The 24,255-nt window shown below is 36.4% G+C and carries 14 protein-coding genes and 15 pseudogenes; 26 read left to right on the top strand and 3 right to left on the bottom strand.

From position 1 onward, the window contains the following. Nucleotide 1 precedes the first annotated feature (1 nt). Nucleotides 2-862 carry a M23 family metallopeptidase gene (locus HPY79_04035; protein NSW44964.1) on the bottom strand — a complete coding sequence of 287 codons (861 nt, stop codon included), beginning with the start codon at nt 860-862 and terminating at the stop codon, nt 2-4. Between the two features lie 155 nt (nt 863-1,017). Between HPY79_04035 and HPY79_04030 the strand changes: the two genes are divergently transcribed. The 26 genes and pseudogenes from HPY79_04030 to HPY79_03905 all read left to right on the top strand — a co-directional run bounded on the left by HPY79_04030 (nt 1,018) and on the right by HPY79_03905 (nt 22,719). Then, nucleotides 1,018-3,837 carry a hypothetical protein gene (locus HPY79_04030; GenBank protein ID NSW44963.1) on the top strand — a complete coding sequence of 940 codons (2,820 nt, stop codon included), beginning with the start codon at nt 1,018-1,020 and terminating at the stop codon, nt 3,835-3,837. Between the two features lie 52 nt (nt 3,838-3,889). Then, nucleotides 3,890-4,231: pseudogene (locus HPY79_04025) on the top strand (SprB repeat-containing protein). Between the two features lie 126 nt (nt 4,232-4,357). Next, nucleotides 4,358-4,462 (top strand): annotated as a pseudogene (locus HPY79_04020) (SprB repeat-containing protein). 171 nt (nt 4,463-4,633) lie between these two features. Then, nucleotides 4,634-4,918, top strand: a pseudogene (locus HPY79_04015) (SprB repeat-containing protein). 117 nt (nt 4,919-5,035) lie between these two features. Next, nucleotides 5,036-5,368: pseudogene (locus HPY79_04010) on the top strand (SprB repeat-containing protein). 120 nt (nt 5,369-5,488) lie between these two features. After that, nucleotides 5,489-5,824, top strand: a pseudogene (locus tag HPY79_04005) (SprB repeat-containing protein). A gap of 117 nt (nt 5,825-5,941) precedes the next feature. Beyond that, nucleotides 5,942-6,277, top strand: a pseudogene (locus HPY79_04000) (SprB repeat-containing protein). A gap of 126 nt (nt 6,278-6,403) precedes the next feature. After that, nucleotides 6,404-6,742 (top strand): annotated as a pseudogene (locus HPY79_03995) (SprB repeat-containing protein). A gap of 159 nt (nt 6,743-6,901) precedes the next feature. After that, nucleotides 6,902-7,189, top strand: a pseudogene (locus HPY79_03990) (SprB repeat-containing protein). A 111-nt stretch (nt 7,190-7,300) separates the two neighbouring features. Next, nucleotides 7,301-7,648 (top strand): annotated as a pseudogene (locus tag HPY79_03985) (SprB repeat-containing protein). A gap of 72 nt (nt 7,649-7,720) precedes the next feature. Next, nucleotides 7,721-7,876 (top strand): annotated as a pseudogene (locus tag HPY79_03980) (SprB repeat-containing protein). 192 nt (nt 7,877-8,068) lie between these two features. After that, a pseudogene (locus tag HPY79_03975) lies at nt 8,069-8,329 on the top strand (SprB repeat-containing protein). A gap of 120 nt (nt 8,330-8,449) precedes the next feature. Continuing rightward, nucleotides 8,450-8,776 (top strand): annotated as a pseudogene (locus HPY79_03970) (adhesin). A 123-nt stretch (nt 8,777-8,899) separates the two neighbouring features. Beyond that, nucleotides 8,900-9,235 (top strand): annotated as a pseudogene (locus HPY79_03965) (pectate lyase). A gap of 186 nt (nt 9,236-9,421) precedes the next feature. Next, nucleotides 9,422-9,946, top strand: a pseudogene (locus tag HPY79_03960) (SprB repeat-containing protein). 102 nt (nt 9,947-10,048) lie between these two features. Then, a pseudogene (locus HPY79_03955) lies at nt 10,049-10,393 on the top strand (SprB repeat-containing protein). 108 nt (nt 10,394-10,501) lie between these two features. Continuing rightward, complete coding sequence (locus HPY79_03950; protein NSW44962.1) at nt 10,502-10,996, top strand: gliding motility-associated C-terminal domain-containing protein; 495 nt, start codon at nt 10,502-10,504, stop codon at nt 10,994-10,996. A 164-nt stretch (nt 10,997-11,160) separates the two neighbouring features. Further along, nucleotides 11,161-11,586 (top strand): hypothetical protein, encoded by a 426-nt coding sequence (locus HPY79_03945; protein ID NSW44961.1) that lies wholly within the window; start codon nt 11,161-11,163, stop codon nt 11,584-11,586. Between the two features lie 12 nt (nt 11,587-11,598). Next, the gene (gene nusA, locus HPY79_03940; GenBank protein ID NSW44960.1) at nt 11,599-12,846 is read left to right on the top strand and encodes a transcription termination/antitermination protein NusA; all 1,248 of its coding nucleotides are present in this window, start codon (nt 11,599-11,601) and stop codon (nt 12,844-12,846) included. A gap of 44 nt (nt 12,847-12,890) precedes the next feature. Continuing rightward, a complete protein-coding gene (gene infB / locus HPY79_03935) occupies nt 12,891-15,842 on the top strand; it encodes a translation initiation factor IF-2 (GenBank protein NSW44959.1) in 2,952 nt (983 codons plus the stop codon). Between the two features lie 12 nt (nt 15,843-15,854). Beyond that, nucleotides 15,855-16,883 carry an NAD-dependent epimerase/dehydratase family protein gene (locus HPY79_03930; protein NSW44958.1) on the top strand — a complete coding sequence of 343 codons (1,029 nt, stop codon included), beginning with the start codon at nt 15,855-15,857 and terminating at the stop codon, nt 16,881-16,883. 2 nt (nt 16,884-16,885) lie between these two features. Further along, entirely contained in the window at nt 16,886-18,010 is a 1,125-nt protein-coding gene (locus HPY79_03925) for a hypothetical protein (protein NSW44957.1), read from the top strand. Between the two features lie 2 nt (nt 18,011-18,012). Next, nucleotides 18,013-19,017 (top strand): NAD(P)-dependent oxidoreductase, encoded by a 1,005-nt coding sequence (locus HPY79_03920; GenBank protein NSW44956.1) that lies wholly within the window; start codon nt 18,013-18,015, stop codon nt 19,015-19,017. Nucleotides 19,018-19,123: 106 nt separating this feature from the next. Beyond that, complete coding sequence (locus HPY79_03915) at nt 19,124-20,659, top strand: acyl-CoA carboxylase subunit beta (GenBank protein ID NSW44955.1); 1,536 nt, start codon at nt 19,124-19,126, stop codon at nt 20,657-20,659. A gap of 11 nt (nt 20,660-20,670) precedes the next feature. Continuing rightward, nucleotides 20,671-22,167: an acetyl-CoA carboxylase biotin carboxylase subunit gene (locus HPY79_03910; protein NSW44954.1), complete on the top strand. Its 1,497-nt coding sequence runs from the start codon at nt 20,671-20,673 to the stop codon at nt 22,165-22,167. Between the two features lie 3 nt (nt 22,168-22,170). After that, nucleotides 22,171-22,719 carry an acetyl-CoA carboxylase biotin carboxyl carrier protein subunit gene (locus tag HPY79_03905; protein ID NSW44953.1) on the top strand — a complete coding sequence of 183 codons (549 nt, stop codon included), beginning with the start codon at nt 22,171-22,173 and terminating at the stop codon, nt 22,717-22,719. An 11-nt stretch (nt 22,720-22,730) separates the two neighbouring features. Here HPY79_03905 and HPY79_03900 read toward each other — a convergent pair whose 3' ends face one another. Further along, on the bottom strand, nt 22,731-23,486 hold the full coding sequence (locus tag HPY79_03900) for an ATP-binding cassette domain-containing protein (protein NSW44952.1): 756 nt from the start codon (nt 23,484-23,486) through the stop codon (nt 22,731-22,733). Beyond that, the gene (locus HPY79_03895) at nt 23,486-24,229 is read right to left on the bottom strand and encodes an ABC transporter permease (protein NSW44951.1); all 744 of its coding nucleotides are present in this window, start codon (nt 24,227-24,229) and stop codon (nt 23,486-23,488) included. The genes HPY79_03900 and HPY79_03895 overlap by 1 nt, the downstream gene beginning before the upstream one ends. Between the last annotated feature and the right edge of the window lie 26 nt (nt 24,230-24,255).

Raw genomic sequence — 24,255 nt, 5'->3', positions numbered from 1 at the left:
GTTAAAATGTCATGATGTTTTCAGGATTAAGAGGTTGTCCTTTATACCAAAGCTCAAAATGAAGATGAGGTCCTGTTGTAAGTTCACCTGTATTACCAACTATGCCAAGTACCTCGCCGGCATTAACCTTTTGACCAATAGTTGTAAAAATTTGATCCATGTGTTTATATATAGATAAAAGATTTTCGCGATGTTGAATTATCACCATATAACCAGTTTGAGAAGTATAACCAGCATAAACAATTTGACCATCGAGTATTGAAAATACCATATCTTTTGATTTTGTAACAATATCGATCCCATAATGTTTTTGACTTTTATTAAATTTATTGACAATAATCCCTTTAACTGGTATAAAATAATGATTCTGAACAAAAAGCGATTGAAGCGATTTTTCCTGTGAAAGACTATATTTTTCCTCTTGTTCGACCATCTTACGAAATGAAGAATCTTCAGGCGATGCATCAAGTACAAGATTTTTATAATTTTCTGTAGTATCAACATGCATAACGGTTTGCTTATTAATAGGCTCACCGTATAAAATTAAGTATTTTAAGTTATTTAAGTATTTTTCTTGATATTGCAATTTCTCCTCAATAGAATCAATAAAAGCTTTATTGTACCTTGCTCTTTGAATAGCATCGGCATCAGGATAACCTGGAATATACTCTCTTAACGGTGTATAAGCAATTACAAATGTGGTAAGAATAACTATAAAAAATGAGCCTAAAACTAATAATAATGCAACATTCCATCTCGAAAGTCTAAAATGCAATACTTCTTCGAATGTATTATCGTTATAAAGAATTAAGCGATACTTATGTCGCCATTTAGTTAAAAAGCTTTTTTTCTTCTTATCCATACATGCAAAAGTACATATTTTCTTTTCAATTTGAAAAATATTGATTATTATTCATCTTTTTAAAACTTATTGCTTTTTTAATTACTTACTTTAAATAAATATTTTTTTTGAAATTAAAAAAAAAGTATATATTTGCAGAATATAAACTTATAGCTATGAGAATGTTTACTTTAATCTTTTCGTTCTTTATTTTTTCTTCATTTTTTGCTTTAGGGCAAACTTATACCATCAATTCGGGTGGTACAGTTTCTACTTGCTCCGGTTATTTCTATGATAGTGGAGGAAGTAGTGGTACTTATCAAAATAGTGAAGATTACACCATGACTTTATGTTCAAGTAATGGTGGTCATATAACTGTTGCTTTTTCGTCGTTTAATATCGAAAACAATTATGATTTTTTGTATATATACGATGGACCCAATACTTCGAGTACACTGATTGGCACCTATACAAGTACAACTTCGCCTGGAACTATAACATCGTCGGGGACTTGTTTAACATTTCGTTTTACTTCTGATGCTAGTATTACTTATGATGGTTGGGCTGCTTCTATTTCTTGTTCGAGTGTAGCCACTCCAACGGTTCAAGATTGTGCTGGTGCAATACCATTGTGCTTTAGTACATATAGTACAAGCGTATCATATTCAGGACAAGGGAATTATCCCACCGAAATACCAACACACACGCCTTATTCTGACAATATGTGTCCAGGCAATTGCTTATTAGCAGGAGAATTAAATGATGTTTGGTACACTTTTACTGTGCAAAATTCTGGAACTGTAACTTTTACTATAACTCCAAATTCGAGTGGCGATGATTACGACTGGGCTGTATATAATTTAACCAATGCTGAATGTGCTGATATTTATACTAATCCAAGCCTACAAGTAAGTTGTAATTTTTGTGGCATATCCGGATCAACTGGACCCACAGGAGGTTCTTCTAATAGTTGTATGTATGGTGACCCTGCTTATTGTACAACTTACAATGCAGCCATAAATGTTACAGCGGGGCAAACCTATGTTGTAAATGTTAGTAATTTTAGTTCTACACAAAGTGGTTACTCCATAACATTTGGTGGTACTGCTCAAGTTGTAGATAATACAGGACCTTATCTATACAACATAGTACAATCTCCTGCTTGTGGTCAAAATCAAGTCGTCATTAGATTTAGCGAAAATGTACTATGTAGCTCTGTGCAAGCGTCTGACTTTACCATTAGTGGTCCGGGTGGACCATATACCGTAACTGCCGTCAATGGAGCTATCTGTTCGGCAGGTGGTAGTTACGAACGCGATTTTGTACTAACAGTAAGCCCTGCCTTTGTTCAAGGAGGTACTTATACAATAGGCTTAGTCAATAACTCTGTTTCTGATATTTGTAGTCACCCTACCGGTGGACAAACATTAAGTTTTAGTGTTACCGGTGTATCTGCTTCTGCTTCGGTGGTAAGTAATGTTTCTTGCTATGGAGGCAATAATGGTTCTGCAACAGCAAGCGGTACAGGTGGTACTCCTCCTTATACCTACTCATGGAGCAATGGTTCTACTTCGGCAAACCCAACAGGTTTAACAGCAGGTACCTATACGGTAACAGTACGCGATGCTAATAACGTTTGTAATGCAACCGCTCAGATAACTATATCACAACCTACACAGTTAAATGCCACCATTTCTTCTACTGCTGTTTCGTGCAATGGAGGCAGTAATGGTACTGCTACCGTAAGCCCATCAGGTGGCACTGCAGGCTATACCTACTTATGGAGCAATAGCTCAACTTCGTCGTCCATTTCGGGATTAACAGCTGGTACTTATTCGGTTACCGTAACCGATGCGCATGGTTGCACGATTGTAAAATCAACTACTGTTTCGCAACCTACAGCCTTATCTGTTACTACTTCGCAAACAAATGTTTCTTGCTTTGGTGGTAATAATGGTTCAGCTACTGTTTCAGTTAGTGGTGGTACACCTGGGTATAATTATACATGGACTAATGGTCAAACAACATCAACTGCTTCGGGTTTATCTGCAGGTACCTATACGGTAACCATTAAAGATGCTAACAATTGTTCAACAACACGTACTTTTACCATTAGTCAGCCAACAGCTGTAACCGCTTCTATATCGTCACAAACCAATGTTTCTTGTTCAGGTGGCACTAACGGAAGTGCGACTGTACTGCCTGGTGGTGGTTCAGCACCTTATACCTACGCATGGTCAAATTCTCAAACTACCCAAACTGCAACCGGATTAGCAGCTGGAACATACACCGTTACCGTTCGCGACGCAAACAATTGTTCAGCAACTACCAGCGTTACAATAAGCCAACCTTCAGCTTTAACGGTAACGATATCAAAAACAAATGTTGCATGTAATGGAGGGAATACTGGTTCAGCAACCGCCAATCCATCTGGAGGAACTGCTGGCTATACCTATCTTTGGAGTAATAGCCAAACAACACAAACTATATCTGGCTTATCTGCTGGAACATATTATGTTACCGTTCGTGATGCCAACAACTGCTCTACTACATCTTCGGTAACTATTACCCAACCTTCTGCTGTAACAGCTTCCATTAGCTCTTCTACCAACGTTTCGTGTTATGGTGGCAATAATGGTACCGCAACCGTTTCGGCTGGTGGAGGAACTCCTGGTTATTCATATACTTGGAACACAAGTCCAAGTCAAACTACTCAAACGGCAACAGGTCTTATCGCCGGAACTTATACTGTTACCGTTCGCGATGCAAATAACTGTTCTGCAACAACAACTGTGACCATAAATCAACCTACTCAATTAACGGTTAGTTTAAGTCAAAATAATGTTGCCTGCAATGGTGGCAATTCAGGATCAGCAACAGCCACCCCATCGGGAGGAACGCCAAGTTATACCTATTACATGGAACACCAGTCCCAGTCAAACTACACAAACTGCAACAGGATTAACAGCAGGCACTTATACCGTTACCGTTCGTGATGCCAATAATTGTTCAATTACATCAACCGTAACGATAACTCAGCCCACAGCCATTAGTTCGTCTATAACATCACAAACAAATGTAAGTTGTAATGGAGGCAATAATGGTAGTGCTACTGTTTCTGCTAGTGGTGGCACACCTGGATATACCTATACATGGTCTAATAGTCAAACGAGTGCTACTGCAACCAATTTAGCAGCAGGCACTTATACCGTTACCGTTCGTGATGCTAATAACTGCAGTTCTACTAGTTCAGTAACCATTACACAACCGAGTGTTTTGAATGCTACCATAACGGCTACTAATACTAGTTGTAATGGGGGCACCAATGGAACAGCAACAGCAACTCCTTCGGGCGGAACTGCACCTTATAGCTATTATTGGTTCCCAAGTGCCCAAACAACTCAAACAGCTACAAATCTGGCTGCTGGTACCTATAATGTAACTATAACCGATAATAAAGGTTGTACAAAAACAGGTACTGCAACCGTATCTCAACCTGCAGCACTCAATTTAACTATGAGTAAAACCGATGCCACATGTGGTAATAGTAATGGTTCTGCCTCAGTTTCAGTTAGTGGTGGCACATCGCCTTATACTTATTTATGGTCAAATTCTGCTACAACAAGTTCTATAACAAATGTAGCTGCTGGAACTTATTCGGTAACTGTTACCGATCATAATGGATGTACGAATGTAAATAATGTAGCGGTTAATAATACTGGTGCTCCAAGTGTTACAGTAAATTCAGTAACAAACGTAACTTGTTATGGTGGAACTAACGGTGCTGCAAGTATCTCAGCCAGTGGTGGTACACCAAGTTACTCATATTTATGGTCAAATGGAGCAACGACCTCTTCTATTACCAACGTTCCTGCTGGTGTTTATACGATTACCGTTACCGACCAATTAACATGTAAAGGGACAGCATCAGTTACTATTACTCAACCTACTGCTGTTGTTGCTTCCATTTCTTCAAATGTTAGTCCATTATGCTATGGTGCATCTAACGGAAGCGCAACGGTTAGTGCATCGGGTGGAACACCTGGATACACCTATATATGGTCGAACGGACAAACTACGGTAACTGCTTCTAATTTAAGTGCTGGTGTTTATTCAGTAACGGTAAAAGATGTTAACAATTGTTCGACAACTGCCTCTGTAACTGTAACCCAGCCAACTCAAGTAACTTCATCCATTGGTTCAGTTAGCAATGTTAGCTGCAATGGAGGCTCTAATGGAAGTGCTACTGCAAGTGCTTCGGGTGGAACACCTGGATATACCTATACATGGTCTAGTGGTGCTACCTCTGCTACTGCTTCTGGTTTATCGGCAGGAACTTATATTGTAACAGTTAAAGATCAAAATAACTGTTCGAGCACCTCTTCTGTAACTATTACTCAACCTTCTGCGCTATCTTCAACTTTTAATACAACCGACGTTTCATGTAATGGTCAAAGTAATGGTAGTTTAACCGTTAATCCAAGTGGTGGCACTGCACCATATACTTATTTATGGTCAAATTCACAAACAACGCAAACTATTTCAGGTTTAACTGCTGGAACCTATTCTGTAACCATAACTGATAGTCATAGTTGTACTCTAATAAGCAGCGCTAGCGTAAGTCAACCCTCAAATTTAACTTCAGCCATAAGTTCAACTACGAATGTTAGTTGCAATGGAGGTAACAATGGTTCTGCTACTGTAACAGCATCAGGTGGATCGCCTGCTTATTCGTATGCATGGTCAAATGGTCAAACAACCGCAACAGCTACCAATTTATCAGCTGCAACCTATAATGTTACAGTAACCGACTCCCATAGTTGTACTTCGGTAAGTACCGTTACTATAAGCCAACCTACTGCAGTAAATGCAACAACAAGTGGAACTTCAGTTTCGTGTTTTGGCGGGAATAATGGTACTGCTTCTGTAAATCCTACCGGTGGAACACCAGGATATACATATTTGTGGTCAAACTCTGCTACTACCTCATCTATAACTGGACTAACGGCTGGAAATTATAGTGTTACTGTAAAAGATGCCAATAATTGTTCGTTTGTAGCTAGTTACACCGTTAGTCAACCCACAGCTATTAGTGTAAACATTTCATCTTCAAGTAATGTTTCGTGTTTTGGTGGAAATAATGGAAGTGCAACTGTAAGTTCTTCGGGCGGTACCCCTGGTTATAGTTATAATTGGTCATCTGGTTCAACAACTGCCAATGCTTCTGGATTAACCGCTGGTACATATACCGTTACTGTTCGCGATGCAAATAATTGCTCTGCTACAACTTCTGTTACTATTACCCAACCCTCGCAACTCACATCTTCTATATCATCTTCAACAAATGTTTCATGTAATGGTGGAAACAATGGTTCAGCAACAGTTACTGCAAGTGGTGGAACACCAAGTTATACTTACTTATGGAATACAAACCCAAGTCAAACCACAGCTACTGCATCAAATCTGACAGCTGGTAATTACACAGTAACAATAACCGATAATAATGGTTGTACTACTACTAGCAATGTAAACATTACACAACCTACCGTTTTAACCTCTGCTATATCGTCTTCTACTCCAGTTAATTGTTTTGGTGCTTCTACAGGTGCTGCAACGGTTTCTGCATTTGGAGGAACAAGTCCTTATACCTATTTGTGGTCTAACAGCCAAACAACGGCTTCAATCACAAACTTATCTGCAGGCACATACACTGTAACTGTAACTGATAATAAAGGTTGTACTTCAACAAGCAGTGTAACTATTACACAACCAACAGCTCTAACAACTAATATAAGTTCTTCTTCAAATGTATTATGCTATGGTGGCAATAACGGTAGTGCATCGGTAAGCGTTTCGGGCGGCACACCTTCATACGTATATTTATGGAATAATGGTCAAACAACCTCAAATATATCTGGCCTCTCGGCAGGGACCTATACGGTAACCGTTAGTGATAATAATTCTTGTACCTCAACAGCTAGTGTTACTATAACTCAACCAACAATCATTACTATAACTCCTTCATCAACAAACGTTTCGTGTAATGGAGGTTCTAATGGTATGGCAAGTGTAAATGTATCGGGAGGCACACCAAGTTACAGTTATTTATGGCTACCGGGTGGTGCTACTACTAATTCTATATCGGGATTAACCGCAGGTTCATATACAGTTACCGTTACCGATAATAATGGTTGTACCAAAACATCTGTTATTACTATAACAGAACCTTCATTAATGAATGTAACACCAAATGTAACTGATGCTACTTGTGGAAATTCTAATGGTTCGGCTAATGTAAGTGTATCTGGAGGTACTAGCCCATATACTTATCAATGGAATACAGGAGCTTCAACTCCAAGTATTAATGCAATTCCAGCAGGTAATTATTCAGTAACGATAACCGATGCCAATAATTGCTCACAAGTTGAAACCGTTTCAGTAAACAATACTGGTGCTCCTATCATATCGGTTGATAATGTTACTAACGTAAATTGTTATGGTGGTAATAATGGTGCTATTGATATTTCAGTAACAGGTGGTACTCCATCTTACTCATATAGTTGGTCGAATGGTGCCAATGGCACTTCGCTTACTAATTTAGCTGCTAATACTTATTCTGTGACTGTAACCGATCAAATTGGCTGTCAAGCTGTTCAAAGTATAGTAATTACGCAACCATCGGCTTTAACTGCTTCAATCATTTCGGTTATTCCCCCTTCATGTTATGGATATAATAATGGTTCTGCTTCAGTAGCTGCTTCGGGCGGAACACCGGGTTATTTCTATAACTGGTCCCATGGTGCCAATACACAAAATGTTAATAACTTATCTGCTGGCAATTATACTGTTACTATAACAGACTCTAGAGGTTGTACTACCATGGCCAATACAACTGTTTCTCAACCTGCCGGAATGTCTGTTATGGTTACAGCTCTAAATAATGTATCGTGTAATGGTGGAAGTGATGGTTCTGCAACAATCTCGGTAAGTGGAGGTACTACTCCTTATACATATTCTTGGAACAATGGAGCTACATCAGCGAATATTAGTAATGTTCAAGCGGGTAACTATACCGTAACCATAACCGATGCTAATAATTGTACCATAACCTCTGGAGCAAACATTATTCAACCCAATGCTATCACCATTAATGTTCCTATTTTAAATAACGTTTTATGTAATGGTGGAAATGATGGATCTGCAGCTGTAAATGTTCTTGGTGGAACTATGCCATATAACTATAACTGGTCTAATGGTTCAACATCAAACAGTATTTCTAACGTAACAGCTGGAGTTTATACATTAACAGTTACTGATGGGCATTCTTGTACGGCAACTTCAAATGTTACCATTACAGAACCAACTGCTATTTCTACCGTAATTACACAATCAAATGCTATTAGTTGCTATGGCGGTAATAATGGTTCTGCATTTGTTACCGCATCTGGAGGTACTAGTCCATATGGCTATCACTGGTCAACCAATCAAAATACTATCAGTATTTCTAATTTAACAAGTGGTATGTATTATGTTACTGTAACCGACTTAAATGGATGTACTAAAAAAGATAGTATATTTATCAGTCAGCCAACTCAAATTCAAATTACCATGTCAGCAGACTCCACATTATGCTATGGTTCAAGCGATGGTAGTATAGACATAACTGTTAGTGGTGGCACACCAGCTTATGTTTACAATTGGAATAATAGTCAATCGAGCGAAGATATCAGCAATTTACAAGCTGGTACTTACACTGTAACTGTAACCGATGCTAATAATTGTACTATGACTGCTAGTATTAACATTGATGAACCTACAGCTATTCAAAATACTTTTACCTCTACTCAATCACATTGTAACCAGTCTGATGGTAGTTTAGAAGCAATGGCCAGTGGAGGTATTCCTCCTTATAGTTATCAGTGGGATGCTGGAGCTGGAAATCAAACAACTGCACTCGCCAATAATCTAAGCGCTGGTTCATATTCAGTAACCATTACAGACCTGCATGGTTGTACAGCAATTTTTACTGGTAGTGTATCAGACATAAATGCTCCTACAATGACATTTAATATAACGCAATTACCTTCATGTTACGGAGATTCATCGGGCAAAGTTTTAGCAACCATTCAAGGAGGCACTTCACCTATTACATTATTATGGTCAACAGGTTCTATAACTGATTCTATTTATAATGTTCCAGCTGGAACTTACTATTTAAGTGTTACCGATGGTGCCGGTTGCGTAAGCATCGATTCTGTAGTAGTATCTCAGCCTAATATCTTAGTATTTAATGTTGATTCTATTATTCAGCCTAGTTGTTTTGGATTAACAAATGGAAGTATTCAACTTCATGCTGAAGGTGGAACCGCTGCTTATAATTACATATGGCAAGATGTACTTGGAAACACACTAGCTACCACTGCAAATTTAAATAATATTGGTGCCGGAAGTTACTTTGTAACTGTTTTGGATGCCCATAATTGTTCGGCATCTTTGAATCTTACCTTATCAGAACCCACAGCTTTGGATCTAAATATAGGTGAACCTTTATCGCCTAAATGCAGTAATAGCCAAGATGGTATGGCTTATGTTGTTGTTTCGGGTGGAACAAGCCCATATTCCTTTATATGGAGCGACGCCTTATCGACTACCAATGATACCTTGAGCAATGTTGCAGGTAATCAAACTTACTACGTTACAGTTCATGATGCTCATGGATGCTCAAGCATAGATTCTGTTTACATTTCTGCTCCTACTCCTGTAACCGCAACTGCTTACGCATTCTCTGCCAACTGTAATGCTCAAAATGGTTGGGCTTATGTTGAAGCTGTTGGAGGTACACCTTCGTATAATTTCTTATGGTCAAATGGTCAGACAAACGACACTATTCAAGGATTATCGAGTGGTAGTTATTCAGTAACCATATACGATAGTAATGCTTGTACAGATGTACAAACAATTCAAATAACCAATCTACCTGCTGGAAACATTACCGTTACTTCTTTAACTCATGCTCATTGCTATGGTGAAAATAGCGGAAGCATCTCTATTGATTTAATTGGTGGCACTCCACCTTATCAATATAACTGGAGCAATGGAGCAACTACTTCTACTGTAACCAACTTAAATGCTGGCCAATATTCAGTAACTGTTACCGATGCTAATGGATGTACTGCTGATACTATCATTCTAATTACACAACCTCCCATTTTACTTGCAACTTCAACCGTTCAGAATGTAACTTGTAATGGTTTACAAAATGGTAGCATAAGTATAAATGTAAATGGCGGACTTGCTCCTTACTCCTATTTATGGAATACTGGATTACAAACTGCTACCATAACAAACCTAGCAGGGGGAACCTATACTGTAACAGTAACCGACGCTAACAATTGTACCGTTATTTATCAACAAACTATTTTAGAACCTTTACCATTACAAGCTATAACTACAGCAACCAATCCATTATGTTACAACGGAAACAATGGAAGTATAACCATCAATCCAACAGGTGGCACTGAACCTTATACTTTTGCTTGGTCAACTGGTTCTTCAAGTCAACAAATAACCAATCTTACCGCAGGTACCTACTTGGTTACTGTTACCGATGCTAATTTATGTGTAACTACAGGCATTGCCGTTATTGCGAACCCACTACCCATGGTTACAACGGGTATTATAGGCCAAGATCCTTCAAATAATTTAGGCTATATTCAAACTACAACAACCGGAGGAACGTTACCTTATACATACTTATGGAGTAATGGTGCAACAACAGCAAATATCAATAATCTTACAGCCGACAATTATATTATTACCGTTACTGATGCTAATAATTGTATATCTGTCGATACCTTTACCATCGATATTCAACTTGTAATACCTTCGGTTATTACACCCAATGGCGATGGCAAAAATGAAACCTTCGAAATTCTTGGTATCGGAGGATATGAAGATATCAGCATCGAAATATATAATCGTTGGGGCGATTTATTATTTATTTATACCGGTAGCGGATTTAATTATACCGACCGCTCAAAACAATGGGATGGCAAATACAATGGTAAAGAACTACCAATGGGACCTTATTTATATATAATAAAAATAAGTAAAGATAAAGATCCTATAACGGGAACAATAACTATCAAATATTAGACTTTATCTAATTTACAAAAAGAGGCTGTCTTAAAAGGGCAACCTTTTTAATTTTTATACATTCATATTAGGATTTTTAATAAAAACATATTATCTTTGCAACAAATTTAGGGGATATTATATTCAGGGGACAAAAAGTCCCCTATTTTTTTAAATCATATCAAATGAAAGAAAAACTGTTCGACATAGCATCAAAAACACCATTAAATAAAAACTTCGAAATAATTGAGATAACAGAATCTCGTGGCAATAGCTATTGTATTTATATCGAAAGCCTTGAGGGTATTACAATAGACGATTGTGCCTTAATGTCACGCTTTGTTTTTGAACAACTTTCTGAAGAAATTAACATTGAACTAACCGTATCATCTGCTGGTATCGACAAACCCCTACGAGCACCTATACAATTTATTAAAAATATAGGTCATAAAGTTGAAATTAAAACAACCGATGGAAAAAAAATAATAGGAACTCTTAAAAGTTACACCCCCGAACAAACCGTTATAGAATTAGAAGGGAAAAAAAACACAACAAAAGAACTTATCCTCGAAAATAATTTAATAAAACAAGTAAAAGTTAAACTTTTTTAATGCTATAAAGCTATGAAGAATTTGAATTTAATGGAGTTTTTTGCAGAATTCAAAGAACAAAAAAACATTGACCGTCCTACCCTAATGAAAATTTTAGAAGAGGTACTTCAAAATGCTCTTAAACGCGAATACGGAACATTCGAAAATTTTGATATTATCATAAATCCAGATAAAAATGACTTCGAAATTTGGCATAATCGATTAGTTGTTGCTGACGATGAATATACCGATCCAGTTACTCAAATCCCTTTATCAGAAGCTCGTAAAATTGACGAAGATTACGAAATTGGCGAAGAAGTGACGGAAGCAGTGGATATTAACAAACTTAATCGCAGAACTATACTGGCTATGCGCCAGAACTTACAATCGAAAGTTCTCGAATACGAAAAAAGTAATGTTTTTAATAAATACAAAGAAAAAATTGGCGAAATCGTTACCGGCGAAGTTTATCAGGTATGGAAAAAAGAAATTTTACTTATTGACGACGAAGGCAATGAACTTATTCTCCCACGTAGCGAACAAATACCAACCGATTTTTATCGCAAAGGCGACGTTGTTCGAGCTGTACTAATTAAAGTTGAAATGAAAAACAATACTCCATTTATTATCGTTTCTCGTACTTCGCCAGTATTTCTTGAACGATTATTTGAACAAGAAGTTCCCGAAATATACGATGGACTTATTACCATAAAAAAAATTGTTCGTATCCCTGGCGAACGTGCCAAGGTTGCTGTAGAATCGTACGACGAACGCATTGACCCCGTGGGAGCTTGTGTAGGTGTTAAAGGATCAAGAATTCATGGCATTGTTAGAGAACTTCGAAATGAAAACATCGATGTTATAAACTACACCAACAACACAGCATTGTATATTCAACGAGCATTAAGCCCGGCTAAAGTTTCTGAAATAAAACTCATCGAAAAAGATGGCAAAAAAAGAGCCGAAGTATATCTCGATCCCGATCAAGTATCTTTAGCTATTGGTAAAGGTGGCTTCAATATTAAACTAGCAAGCCAACTAACGGGATATGAAATAGATGTATTCCGTAACCTTGTTGAAGGAGAAGAAGAAGATATTGATCTTTCTGAATTTACCGATGAAATCGACGAATGGGTAATCGAAGAACTCAACAAAATTGGTTGCGATACCGCTAAAAGTGTACTCAAATACACTCCTGAAGAACTTGTACGACTAACCGATCTCGAAGAAGAAACAATTAAACATGTAATCAGTGTTATAAAAGAAGAATTCGAATCTTAATATTTAATACTTTTACAAAATTATCATATAAACAAAACATCGCTATGACAGAAGCTAAATTATTACGACTAAACAAAGTAGCAAAAGAATTAAACGTTGGGATAGAAACCATTGTCGAATTCCTAAAAAAGAAAAAATTTGATATCGAAAAAGATCCTAACGCTAAAATAACAAGCGAAATGTATCAAGAGTTGCTAAAAGAATTTAGCTCTGATAGCAACCTTAAAAAGAAATCTGAATCTATTAATATCAATAATGCCGATAAACGAGTTGTAACCCTTGATGATGTGAATGCATCAAAAAATAAAGAACAAACCAAAGAAGAGGAAGAAGAAATTTTTGACATAAAACCCATTATTCAAGGTCCTAAAATCACAGGCAAAATTGAACTTGAAAATCTAAAACCTAAGAAAAAAGAAGAACCTACACCCGAACCCCAACCAGAACTCAAAAAAGAAGAAAAAAAAGAGGTTAAAATAGAACCTAAAGATGAACCTCAAACACAAGAAAATACAACCATTACCCCCAAAAATGAACCCGAACTTATTTCTACTGAAATTCCTAAAATAGAAGGACCCAAAGTTTTAACAAAAATAGAACTCGAAGATAAAAGCAAAAAGAAATCTAAAAAAACTAATAAAGAATTAAATACCGTTGAACCAACCTCTAATACTTCTCAAGAAGAAGAAGAAAAGAAACCTGAAGAAATATTAGAACAAACTCCTATCAACCAAAATACTGAAATAACAGAAGAACCTAAAATTGAAGAAAACGAAGAAATATACCGTACCGAGGTTAAAAAATTAGATGGTCCCAAAATTCAAGGCACCATAGACTTATCACAATTCGACCGTAAACCAACAACAAAACCTACTGATAAAACAAAAGATAACAAAACTGCTAAACCCGTTTTTTCAACTGCAAACGAAAAAGAGAAAGAAAAAGAAGATAAAAAACGTAAGCGTAAACGCATCAACATTTCTAAAATAGCCCCCAATGAACCATTAACCGCTATTCCATCCAAAAAAGAAAACGAACGAAATCCTAAAAAAGAATTCAAAAAAGACAAAAAGAAAAAACATCGTTATGAAATAGACGAAGAAGAAGTAGAACGCTCCGTAAAGTTCACTATCTCGTCTATGCAAAATAAAAGTAAATCACAATCCTCTAAATACCGTCGCGAAAAACGCGATGCCATTAACCAACGCTTACAAGAAGAACTCGAACAACAAGAAAAAGAAAAAAACATCTTAAAAATTACAGAATTTGTATCGGTTAACGAATTAGCTTCGCTCATGGACGTTCCTGTAAACGAAGTAATTTCAACCTGTATGAGTCTTGGATTATTTGTATCCATCAATCAACGTCTCGATGCCGATACTATTACAATAATTGCCGACGAATTTGGATTTAAAACAGAATTTATTACGGTCGATGTTCAAACCGATTATCAAGACGACCAAGAAGACAAAGAAGAAGATTTAGTAACACGTCCACCCATTGTTACGGTTATGGGACATGTTGACCACGGTAAAACTAAGTTACTCGACTATATTCGAAATACCAATGTAGTAGCGGGCGAGGCGGGTGGTATAACACAACATATTGGTGCTTATAGCGTTACCCTCGAAAATGGTCGCCAAATTACATTCCTCGATACTCCCGGTCACGAAGCATTTACAGCTATGCGTGCACGTGGTGCTCAAGTTACCGATATTGCTATCATCGTTATTGCTGCCGACGACGGTATTAAACCTCAAACAAAAGAAGCTATAAACCATGCCCAAGCCGCTGGCGTACCCATGATTTTTGCTATCAATAAAATTGATAAACCCGAAGCAAACCCCGACCGCATTCGCGAACAATTAGCTAATATGAACCTATTAGTTGAAGAATGGGGCGGCAAATACCAATCGCAAGAAATTTCTGCAAAACAAGGACTAAATGTAAACCTATTACTCGAAAAAGTTTTACTCGAAGCCGATTTACTCGACTTAAAAGCCAACCCCAAACGCCGCGCATCGGGCGTTATTATCGAATCATCGCTCGATAAAGGAAAAGGTTATGTAGCCAATATGTTAGTAAAAACTGGAACATTGCACATTGGCGATATTGTACTTGCGGGAACATACTACGGCCGTGTTAAAGCCATGTTTAACGAACGTAATCAAAAATTAAACGAAGCAGGTCCCTCTATGCCAGTTCAAATACTCGGATTAAATGGTGCCCCTCAAGCTGGCGATAAATTCAATGTATTAACCTCCGAACAAGAAGCACGCGACATTGCTAATAAACGAGCCCAAATTATTCGTGAACAAGGATTACGCACACAAAAACATATTACACTCGAAGAAATTGGACGTCGTTTACAAGTGGGCAATTTCAAAGAACTCAATATTATTATTAAAGGCGACGTTGATGGCTCTATCGAAGCATTAAGCGATTCGTTAATTAAACTAAGCAACGACGAAATACAAGTAAATGTTATACATAAAGGAGTAGGACAAATTTCTGAATCCGATGTTATGCTCGCTACCGCTTCTGAAGCAATTATTATAGGCTTCCAAGTTCGACCTTCTGCCAATGCTCGAAAGCTTGCCGAACAAGAACAAATCGAAATCCGCTTATACTCCATTATTTATGATGCCATCGAAGAAATAAAATTGGCTATCGAAGGTATGCTTTCACCTGTTATAAAAGAAGAAATTCTTGGCTCAGCCGAAGTAAAAGAAACTTTCAAAATTGGTAAAGTTGGTACTGTAGCCGGATGTCTTGTACACGAAGGAAAAATAGTTCGATCTTCTAAGGTTAGAGTAATACGCGATGGTATTGTTGCATATACCGGCGAATTAAGCTCACTTAAACGCTTTAAAGACGACGCACGCGAAGTTACAGCCGGTTTAGAATGCGGTTTAAGTATCGACAAATTCAACGACATAAAAGTTGGTGATATTATTGAATGTTTCAACGAAGTTGAAGTTAAGAAAAAACTCTAACGCACCCCACAAATGAGAGTCCTTATAACCGGAACAGCCGGTTTCATCGGTTTTCATTTGACTCAAGCCATTTTAAATAATGGATTTGAAGTACTGGGTATCGACAACATTAACGATTATTACGATGTAAATCTAAAATATGCTCGACTTCAAACTTTAGGAATACCCACCCAAATTATTCAACCCAATAAATGGTGTAATAGTCAAAAATGGCAACAATTGCAATTTGTAAAAACCAATTTGCACGATAAAGACCAAATATTTCATTGTTTTCATCAATTTAAACCCGATATTGTTATTAATCTTGCAGCACAAGCAGGAGTAAGATATAGTTTTGAACAGCCTTATGCATATATCGATTCCAATATTGTTGGTTTTTTAAATATACTCGAAGCTTGTAGAAATTATCCGGTTCAACATCTTTTATATGCCAGTAGTAGCAGTGTTTATGGACTTAATAAAAAAACACCTTTTACCATCGAAGATCATGTCGATTATCCTATTAGTCTTTATGCTGCTACTAAAAAGAGTAATGAATTAATGGCACATACTTATTCTTATTTATTTCAAATTCCCACAACCGGATTACGTTTTTTTACCGTATATGGTCCTTGGGGACGTCCCGATATGGCACTTTTTAAATTTACCCAAAATATTTTAGCCAATAAACCTATTGATGTTTACAACCATGGAGAAATGTATCGCGATTTTACTTTTATCGATGATATTGTATTTGCAATAATACAGTTAATAAAAATTCCACCTTTAACCAATAGACACATGGCAACTCCAGCACCCTATCGTTTATTAAATATTGGAAATGGTAGCCCAGTAAAACTTATGGATTTTGTAGAAGCAATAGAACAAGAACTTGGTAAAAAAGCTACCATGCATTTTCTTCCACTTCAACCAGGCGACGTAATTAGTACACACGCCGATACAAGTCATTTATGGGATTTAATTAAATTTAAACCGCAAACTGATATTATACACGGTATTCGAGCTTTTATTCAATGGTATAAGCAATATTATAAAATTTAATTATGGCAGTTACAATTCACGAAGTAAAAACAAAACGCGAACTTAAAAAATTTATAAACTTTCAATACAATCTTTATAAAGGCAATCCATATTGGTGCCCACCCCTTAGAATGGGCGAAATGGAAACACTTAAATGGGGAAGTCCTTCGTTCGACTATTGCGACGCAAGATACTTTCTAGCATACAAAGATAAAAAAATTGTTGGACGTATTGCAGCCATCGTTCATAAAAAATCGAACGAAATCTGGAATGAAAAAAGAATTCGTTTTGGATGGATTGATTTTATTGACGATATTGAAGTCTCATCGGCACTCATACAAGCAGTCGAAAATTGGGGTAAAGAACTTGGATTACACGAAATTCACGGTCCACTAGGGTTTACCGATATGGACAACGAAGGCATGCTTATCAAAGGTTTTGATGAACTTTCAAATGTTTTTTCTATTTACAACTACCCCTATTACGTTACTCACATGGAAAAATTAGGATTTCGCAAAGATGTCGATTGGCTTCAAAATGAATTTACAATCCCAAAACAAATTCCTGAAAAAATGGAAAAAATGGCTAAAATGGTCGAAGAACGTTATGGGTTTAAATTACTCGAAGTCCATTCTAAAAAAGATTTACTCAAATATGCCTATAAACTTTTTTATACTTTAAACGAAGCTTTTAAAAATTTATATGGTTTTGTTCCACTCACCGACCGACAAATAAAATCATATGTCGATCAATATTTTAATTTTATCGACAAACGTTTTGTAAAAATGGTTATTGACGATAAAGATAATGTAATTGGTTTTGGTGTTTCAGCCCCATCGCTAACACGAGCCTTACAAAAAAGTAATGGACGTCTCTTCCCATTTGGATGGTGGCATTTAATTAAAGCTTTTAAACAACACGAAATTATTGACATGTACATAAATGGTGTATTGCCCGAATATCAAGGCAAAGGCGTTGTTGCTCTTTATTACTATTATATGACACAAGCCTATATCGATGCAGGCTTTAAATTGGCTGTAAGCGGACCTCAATTAGAAGAAAACACCAAAGCACTCACCATTTGGAAAAATTTTGAGCATCGCCAGCATATGACACGCCGTTGCTGGATTAAAGAAATTACTAAATAAAAATGAAAAAAGTACTCATTACCGGCGCAAGTGGCTTTGTGGGTAGCTTTTTAGTCGAAGAAGCTATTAAAAGAGGTTATAAACCTATTGCAGGAATAAGAACTTCGAGCAGCAAAAAATATTTACAACAGCCCGAAATAGATTTTATATACTTCAACTTATTTGATAAAGAACAAATAAAACAACAACTCAACCAGTATATACAAAAAAACGGTGCAATAGATTACATTATACACAATGCAGGTGTAACAAAGGTGAAACGCCTCGACGAATTCATGAAAGTAAACTACGAATGTACACGTAATTTTGTTGAAGCATTACTTGAAAGTAAGCATATACCCGAAAAATATATACAAATAAGCAGTTTAGCCGCATTTGGACCTGGCAACAATAAAACCCTTGAACCTGTAAAACTTAGCGACACCCCACAACCCAATACCGAATATGGACGCAGTAAACTAAAAGCCGAAGAATTTATTCGTTCAAAAAACGAACTTCCGTGGATTGTTTTTAGACCTACCGGTGTTTACGGACCTCGCGAAACCGATTATTTTGTTTATCTAAAAACCATTAATCGTGGATTCGAACCTTATATTGGCTTTAAGTCACAACACCTCACATTTATTTATGTTAAAGATTTAGCCCGATTAGTTTTTGATGCCTTAGAATCACCCTTTAAACATCGAGCTTATTTTATTGCCGACAATAATGTTTACCTTTCAGAAGAATATGCTGCTATTGTAAAAAAACACCTCCATAAAAAAACAATTAAATTAAGAGTTCCATTATTTCTTGTAAAATTCATTTCAATTATTTTAGAATTTATTTTTGGTTTATTTGGACGTACACCTGTACTAAACAAAGATAAATATAATATTCTTTCGAGTCTTAATTGGAAATGCGAAGTAGAACCGTTGCAGCGCGATTTTAATTTTAAAGCAGAATATGATTTAGATAAAGGTGTAAAAGAATCTATCGACTGGTACAAAGAACAAAAATGGTTGTAAATTAAAAATATCCTTCTAAACATAACAATTAGGTTAAGCCTGACATATTATATCTTTTTTAAAAAATATTTTTATATCTTTGGGCTTCGACAAAATTACCCCCAACATGAGTCATAAAGAAATTTTTTCTAAACGCAAGCAAATATTAAAGCAAAACGAAGAAAATGCTATACAAAAACAACATATTAAAGGTAAACTTACTGCCCGTGAACGATTAAATATTTTATTCGACGAAGGAACATTTTTCGAAATAGGCGCTTTTATCGAACCAGCTGCCGAAAGTGGGAGTCAAAATACTTCAACTTATGGCGATGGTGTAGTAGTTGGACGTGGTCTTATACAGGGCAGAAGTGTCTTTGCTTTTGCTCAAGATTTTACTACCATGGGAGGCTCATTAGGCTACGCCCATGGAATGAAAATAGCTCGTATTCAAGAAATGGCTTTTAAATTAGGATCTCCAATAATAGGACTTATTGACTCGGCAGGTGCTCGCATTCAAGAAGGAGTAAAAAGCCTCTCCGCTTATGCCCAAATTTTTCGAAATAACGTTCGCTCTTCCGGCATTATACCACAAATCAGTGTCATTATGGGACCCGCTGCCGGTGGAGCCGTTTATTCACCCGCCCTCACCGATTTTATCTTCATGACCAATAAAACATCGTACATGTTTCTTACAGGACCCGATGTTATAAAAGAAGTACTCAACGAAGATGTAACGATGGATAACTTAGGAGGTGCTCATATACACTCAACTAAAAGCGGAGTTGCACATTTTGTTTACGAAGACGAAGAACACGCCTTACTCGGAGTGCGTAAACTTATGTCTTACCTTCCGTCTAACAATTTCGACCCACTACCCATAAGCAAAGAAATTCATTTCAACGAAAAAAAGCAAGAATACCTAAATAGTATCATCCCAGACGACTCTAATAAACCATACGATGTAAAAGAAATAATTGAAATATTGCTCGATACCGATAGTTTTTTTGAAGTACACGAAAAATATGCCGAAAATATAGTAGTGGGCTTCGGTCGCCTCAATGGCAAAACCATTGGCATTATTGCTAATCAGCCTAAAGTACTAGCAGGCACACTCGATATCAAAGCAAGCTTTAAAGCGGCGCGTTTTGTGCGTTTTTGCGACGCTTTCAACATTCCATTACTAATTTTAGAAGATGTGCCCGGTTTTTTGCCCGGTATCGATCAAGAATATGAAGGTATTATAAAACATGGAGCTAAACTATTATACGCATTTTGCGATGCAACGGTACCTAAAGTTACAGTTATACTCAGAAAATCGTATGGTGGTGCCTATATAGTAATGAGTAGCAAAAATACAGGCGGCGATTTTAATTTCGCTTGGCCATCGGCCGAAATAGCCGTTATGGGAGCCAAAGGAGCCATTAAAATCATTAACCGTAAAGAATTAAATGCTGCCGATAATAAAGAAGAGCTCGAAAAATTATTAATCGAAAAATATAAAAACGAAATCAGTAATCCCTTCAAAGCCGAAGAATTGGGTCTTATTGACGAAGTGATTATGCCCTCAGAAACACGCCGTATTTTAATTACAGCCTTCGAAATTCTAAACAATAAACAATATGCTCCACTTTCTAGAAAACACGGTAATATCCCACTTTAAAATTGTTTTGTATGGAAAAACGACTCTTAATAGCCAATAGAGGCGAAATTGCTATTCGAATTATTCGAACAGCAAAAAAATTAGGTTTTACGTGTATTGTTTTTCAAAGTGATAAAGATACTGATGCCTATTACCTCAAATTTGCCGATGAAATTATTACTGCAAACGATGCCCATAACGAAACCAGTATCTTTCTTAATATTCCCAAAATAATCGAACTAGCACAAGAGCATCAGATTGGTTATATTCATCCCGGATATGGCTTTTTGTCAGAAAACCCCGATTTTGCACAAGCCTGTATCGATCATCAGATGGTTTTTATTGGACCCTCGCCCGAACTTATTCGCAATATGGGATTAAAAACTATTGCAAAAGAATTTGCACAAAAAGCCGGATTACCTCTAATTCAAGGAAGCGAGGGCGTAGTAAATTCAATTGAACAAGCTCAAATCATTGCCGAAAAAATTGGATATCCAATATTATTAAAAGCATCGGCTGGCGGTGGCGGTAGAGGTATGCGAATTGTAGAAAAGCCCGAAGCACTCGAACGAAATTTTAATTCAGCTCAAAAAGAAGCCATAACAGCTTTTGGAAATGGCGATCTATTTATCGAAAAATACATTAGTCAACCTAAACATATCGAATTTCAAATCTTAGGAGATAAGTATGGAAATATAATACACTTAGGCGAACGCGAATGTTCGTTGCAACGCAAACATCAAAAAATGATAGAAGAAGCTCCTTCGCCAGCATTAACACCCGAAAAACGTGAAAAAATGGGTCAATTAGCCGTACAATTCGCAAAAACCATTGGATATTATTCAGCTGGTACTATTGAGTTCCTTTTAGACGGTAACGGCGATTATTATTTTATGGAAATGAATACCCGTATTCAAGTAGAACATCCCATTACCGAACTAATTACCGGTATCGATTTAATTGAATGGCAACTTAAAATTGCTATGGATGAGCCTCTTACTATAAAACAAGAGGATATTAAACTTAACGGATGGGCAATAGAATGCCGTGTAAATGCCGAAGACGCTCAAAATCGGTTCGCTCCCGAAAGCGGTTTTATCGAATCGGTTTATTTTCCTACATCCGATACAATACGAATCGAAACAGGAATTGAACAAGGGTCTGTAGTGAATACCAATTTTGACTCTATGCTCGCTAAAATTATTGTTCACGATACCGATAGAGCTTTAGCTATCGAAAAAATGTTAAAAGCACTAAATTATACACAAATTATTGGCATTAAAACAACAATCCCATTTTATAAAAAAGTGCTTCAACATAACGATTTTATTTTAGGAAATTATACCACTAAATGGATAGAAGAAAATTATAAACCCGATATACTTTATGATGACGAAGAAGAAATTATTGGCGCCCTTACAGCTTCTATTGTTTATGCACTCGATTATTTAAAATTAGCTTCCAATACTCCCAGTTATACCAACGATGACTTAAGTATTTGGGTATTAAATAAACGTATCAATAAATAAACTATGGCAACACAATATATTTATAAACGCGATGCAACTCGCTTATTTATAGCAATAAGCGAAACCGGAAAAAAATTTAATATTTACCTTCCAGTAGAATCTAATCCCATTATTAATAATGTCGAATTACCAATTACAATAATTAACGGATGCATCAGTAGCTATTGTTTTAAATGGAATAATAAACGATACACTTGCATTGTAAAATCTAAAGAACAAAACAAATATACTATATTAGTAAACGGAGTAGAATATAAATTTAGCATCGAATCTATTTCAAGTTATTTACGTCGTAAATTGCTTTCAACAGAAGAAAGTGCTAAAATACAAAATGTACTTAGGGCTCCCATTCCTGGTAAAGTTATAGATATTTATGTTTCTGAAGGCGATTTAATAAATGCGAATGAACCTGTTATTAACATCGAATCGATGAAAATGCAAAACGAATATGCCTTACCCGTAAATGGCATTGTTCGTAAAATTTATGTTCAACGTGGACAATCTGTTATGAAAGACGATGTTCTAATTGAAATAGATTCTATTGACGAATAAAGCAACGCCACTTATCCCTTATTTTTCTTTATTAATCGTGTTAGTTCTGATGCAAAAATAAAGTCGTTTAATTCTTTACAATCGGTCTCCATTACTTCGTGTTTGGTTCCTTCCCAAAGCTTATCGCCCTTGTAGAGAAAAACAATTTTATCGCCAATTTCCATCACCGAATTCATATCGTGCGTATTGACAATCGTTGTAATCTGGTACTCTTGTGTAATTTCTTTTATTAAGTTATCTATAACAATTGAGGTTACAGGGTCTAATCCTGAATTAGGTTCATCGCAAAAAAGATATTTGGGATTTAAAGCTATAGCACGTGCAATGGCAACTCGTTTTTTCATACCACCACTTATTTCTGCTGGATATAAATGATTAACATTTTCTAAATTTACACGTTTTAAACAAAAATTGGCACGATCGAGTTTTTCGCTTTTCGACATAGTCGAAAACATATTCAAAGGAAACATTACATTTTCGAGTATCGAGAGCGAATCAAATAAAGCCCCTCCCTGAAATACCATACCAAATTCTTTACGCACTTCTTTACGTTCCATAAACGACATTTGCGTAAAATTTCTACCATCGTATAAAATATTTCCTTCATCTATCTCAATTAAACCTACCAACGATTTCATTAAGACTGTTTTACCAGAACCGCTATAACCTATAATCAAATTGGTCTTACCTGCTTCAAATGTTATGTTTATATTATTTAAAACCTTTTTATCGGCAAACGACTTCGATATATTAAGCACTTCTATCATTAGTGAGCCAACAATAATTGGGTTAAAATTACATTAAACAACAAAATAACTAAACTACTATATACAACAGCCTTAGTACTCGCCCGCCCCACCTCTAAAGCGCCACCACTACAATAATAACCCTCATAAGCCGATACCGATACTATAATAAAAGCAAATACAACCGTTTTTATTAAAGCATATACAACATAAAAAGGCACAAACGCATATTGTATACCTTGTATAAAAACTGCCGAACTAACAACACCCGAAAGCACACCAGCCGCCCATCCTCCAAAAATGCCCACAAAAATACTAATAATGGTTAAAAAAGGATTAAATATTACAGCCGCTATAATTTTGGGTAAAATCAAATAACTTGCCGAATTGATGCCCATAATTTCAAGTGCATCTATTTGTTCCGTTACCCTCATGGTACCTATTTCTGACGCTATATTTGAACCAACCTTACCAGCTAACACTAACCCCACCACCGTGGACGAAAATTCTAAAATCATACTATCGCGAGTACCTAAGCCTATAAGATAAAGAGGAATTAGTGGATTTTCGAGATTATAAGCCGTTTGTAGCGTAATTACAGCCCCCATAAATACAGAAATTATAACTACAATTCCTAACGAATTGAAACCTACTGTTAATAATTCGTTCAAAATTTGCTGCATATATACTCTTCCACGTTCTGGTCTTGAAAACACCTTTTTTAACAATAAAAAGTAACGCCCTATATGGAAAAGCAACAACATAGATTTAAAATTCTGTGTAAATTTAC

This window comes from Bacteroidales bacterium, from assembly GCA_013314715.1.
Classification (GTDB): domain Bacteria; phylum Bacteroidota; class Bacteroidia; order Bacteroidales; family GWA2-32-17; genus Ch61.
This window is presented reverse-complemented; position numbering and strand designations above follow the sequence as displayed.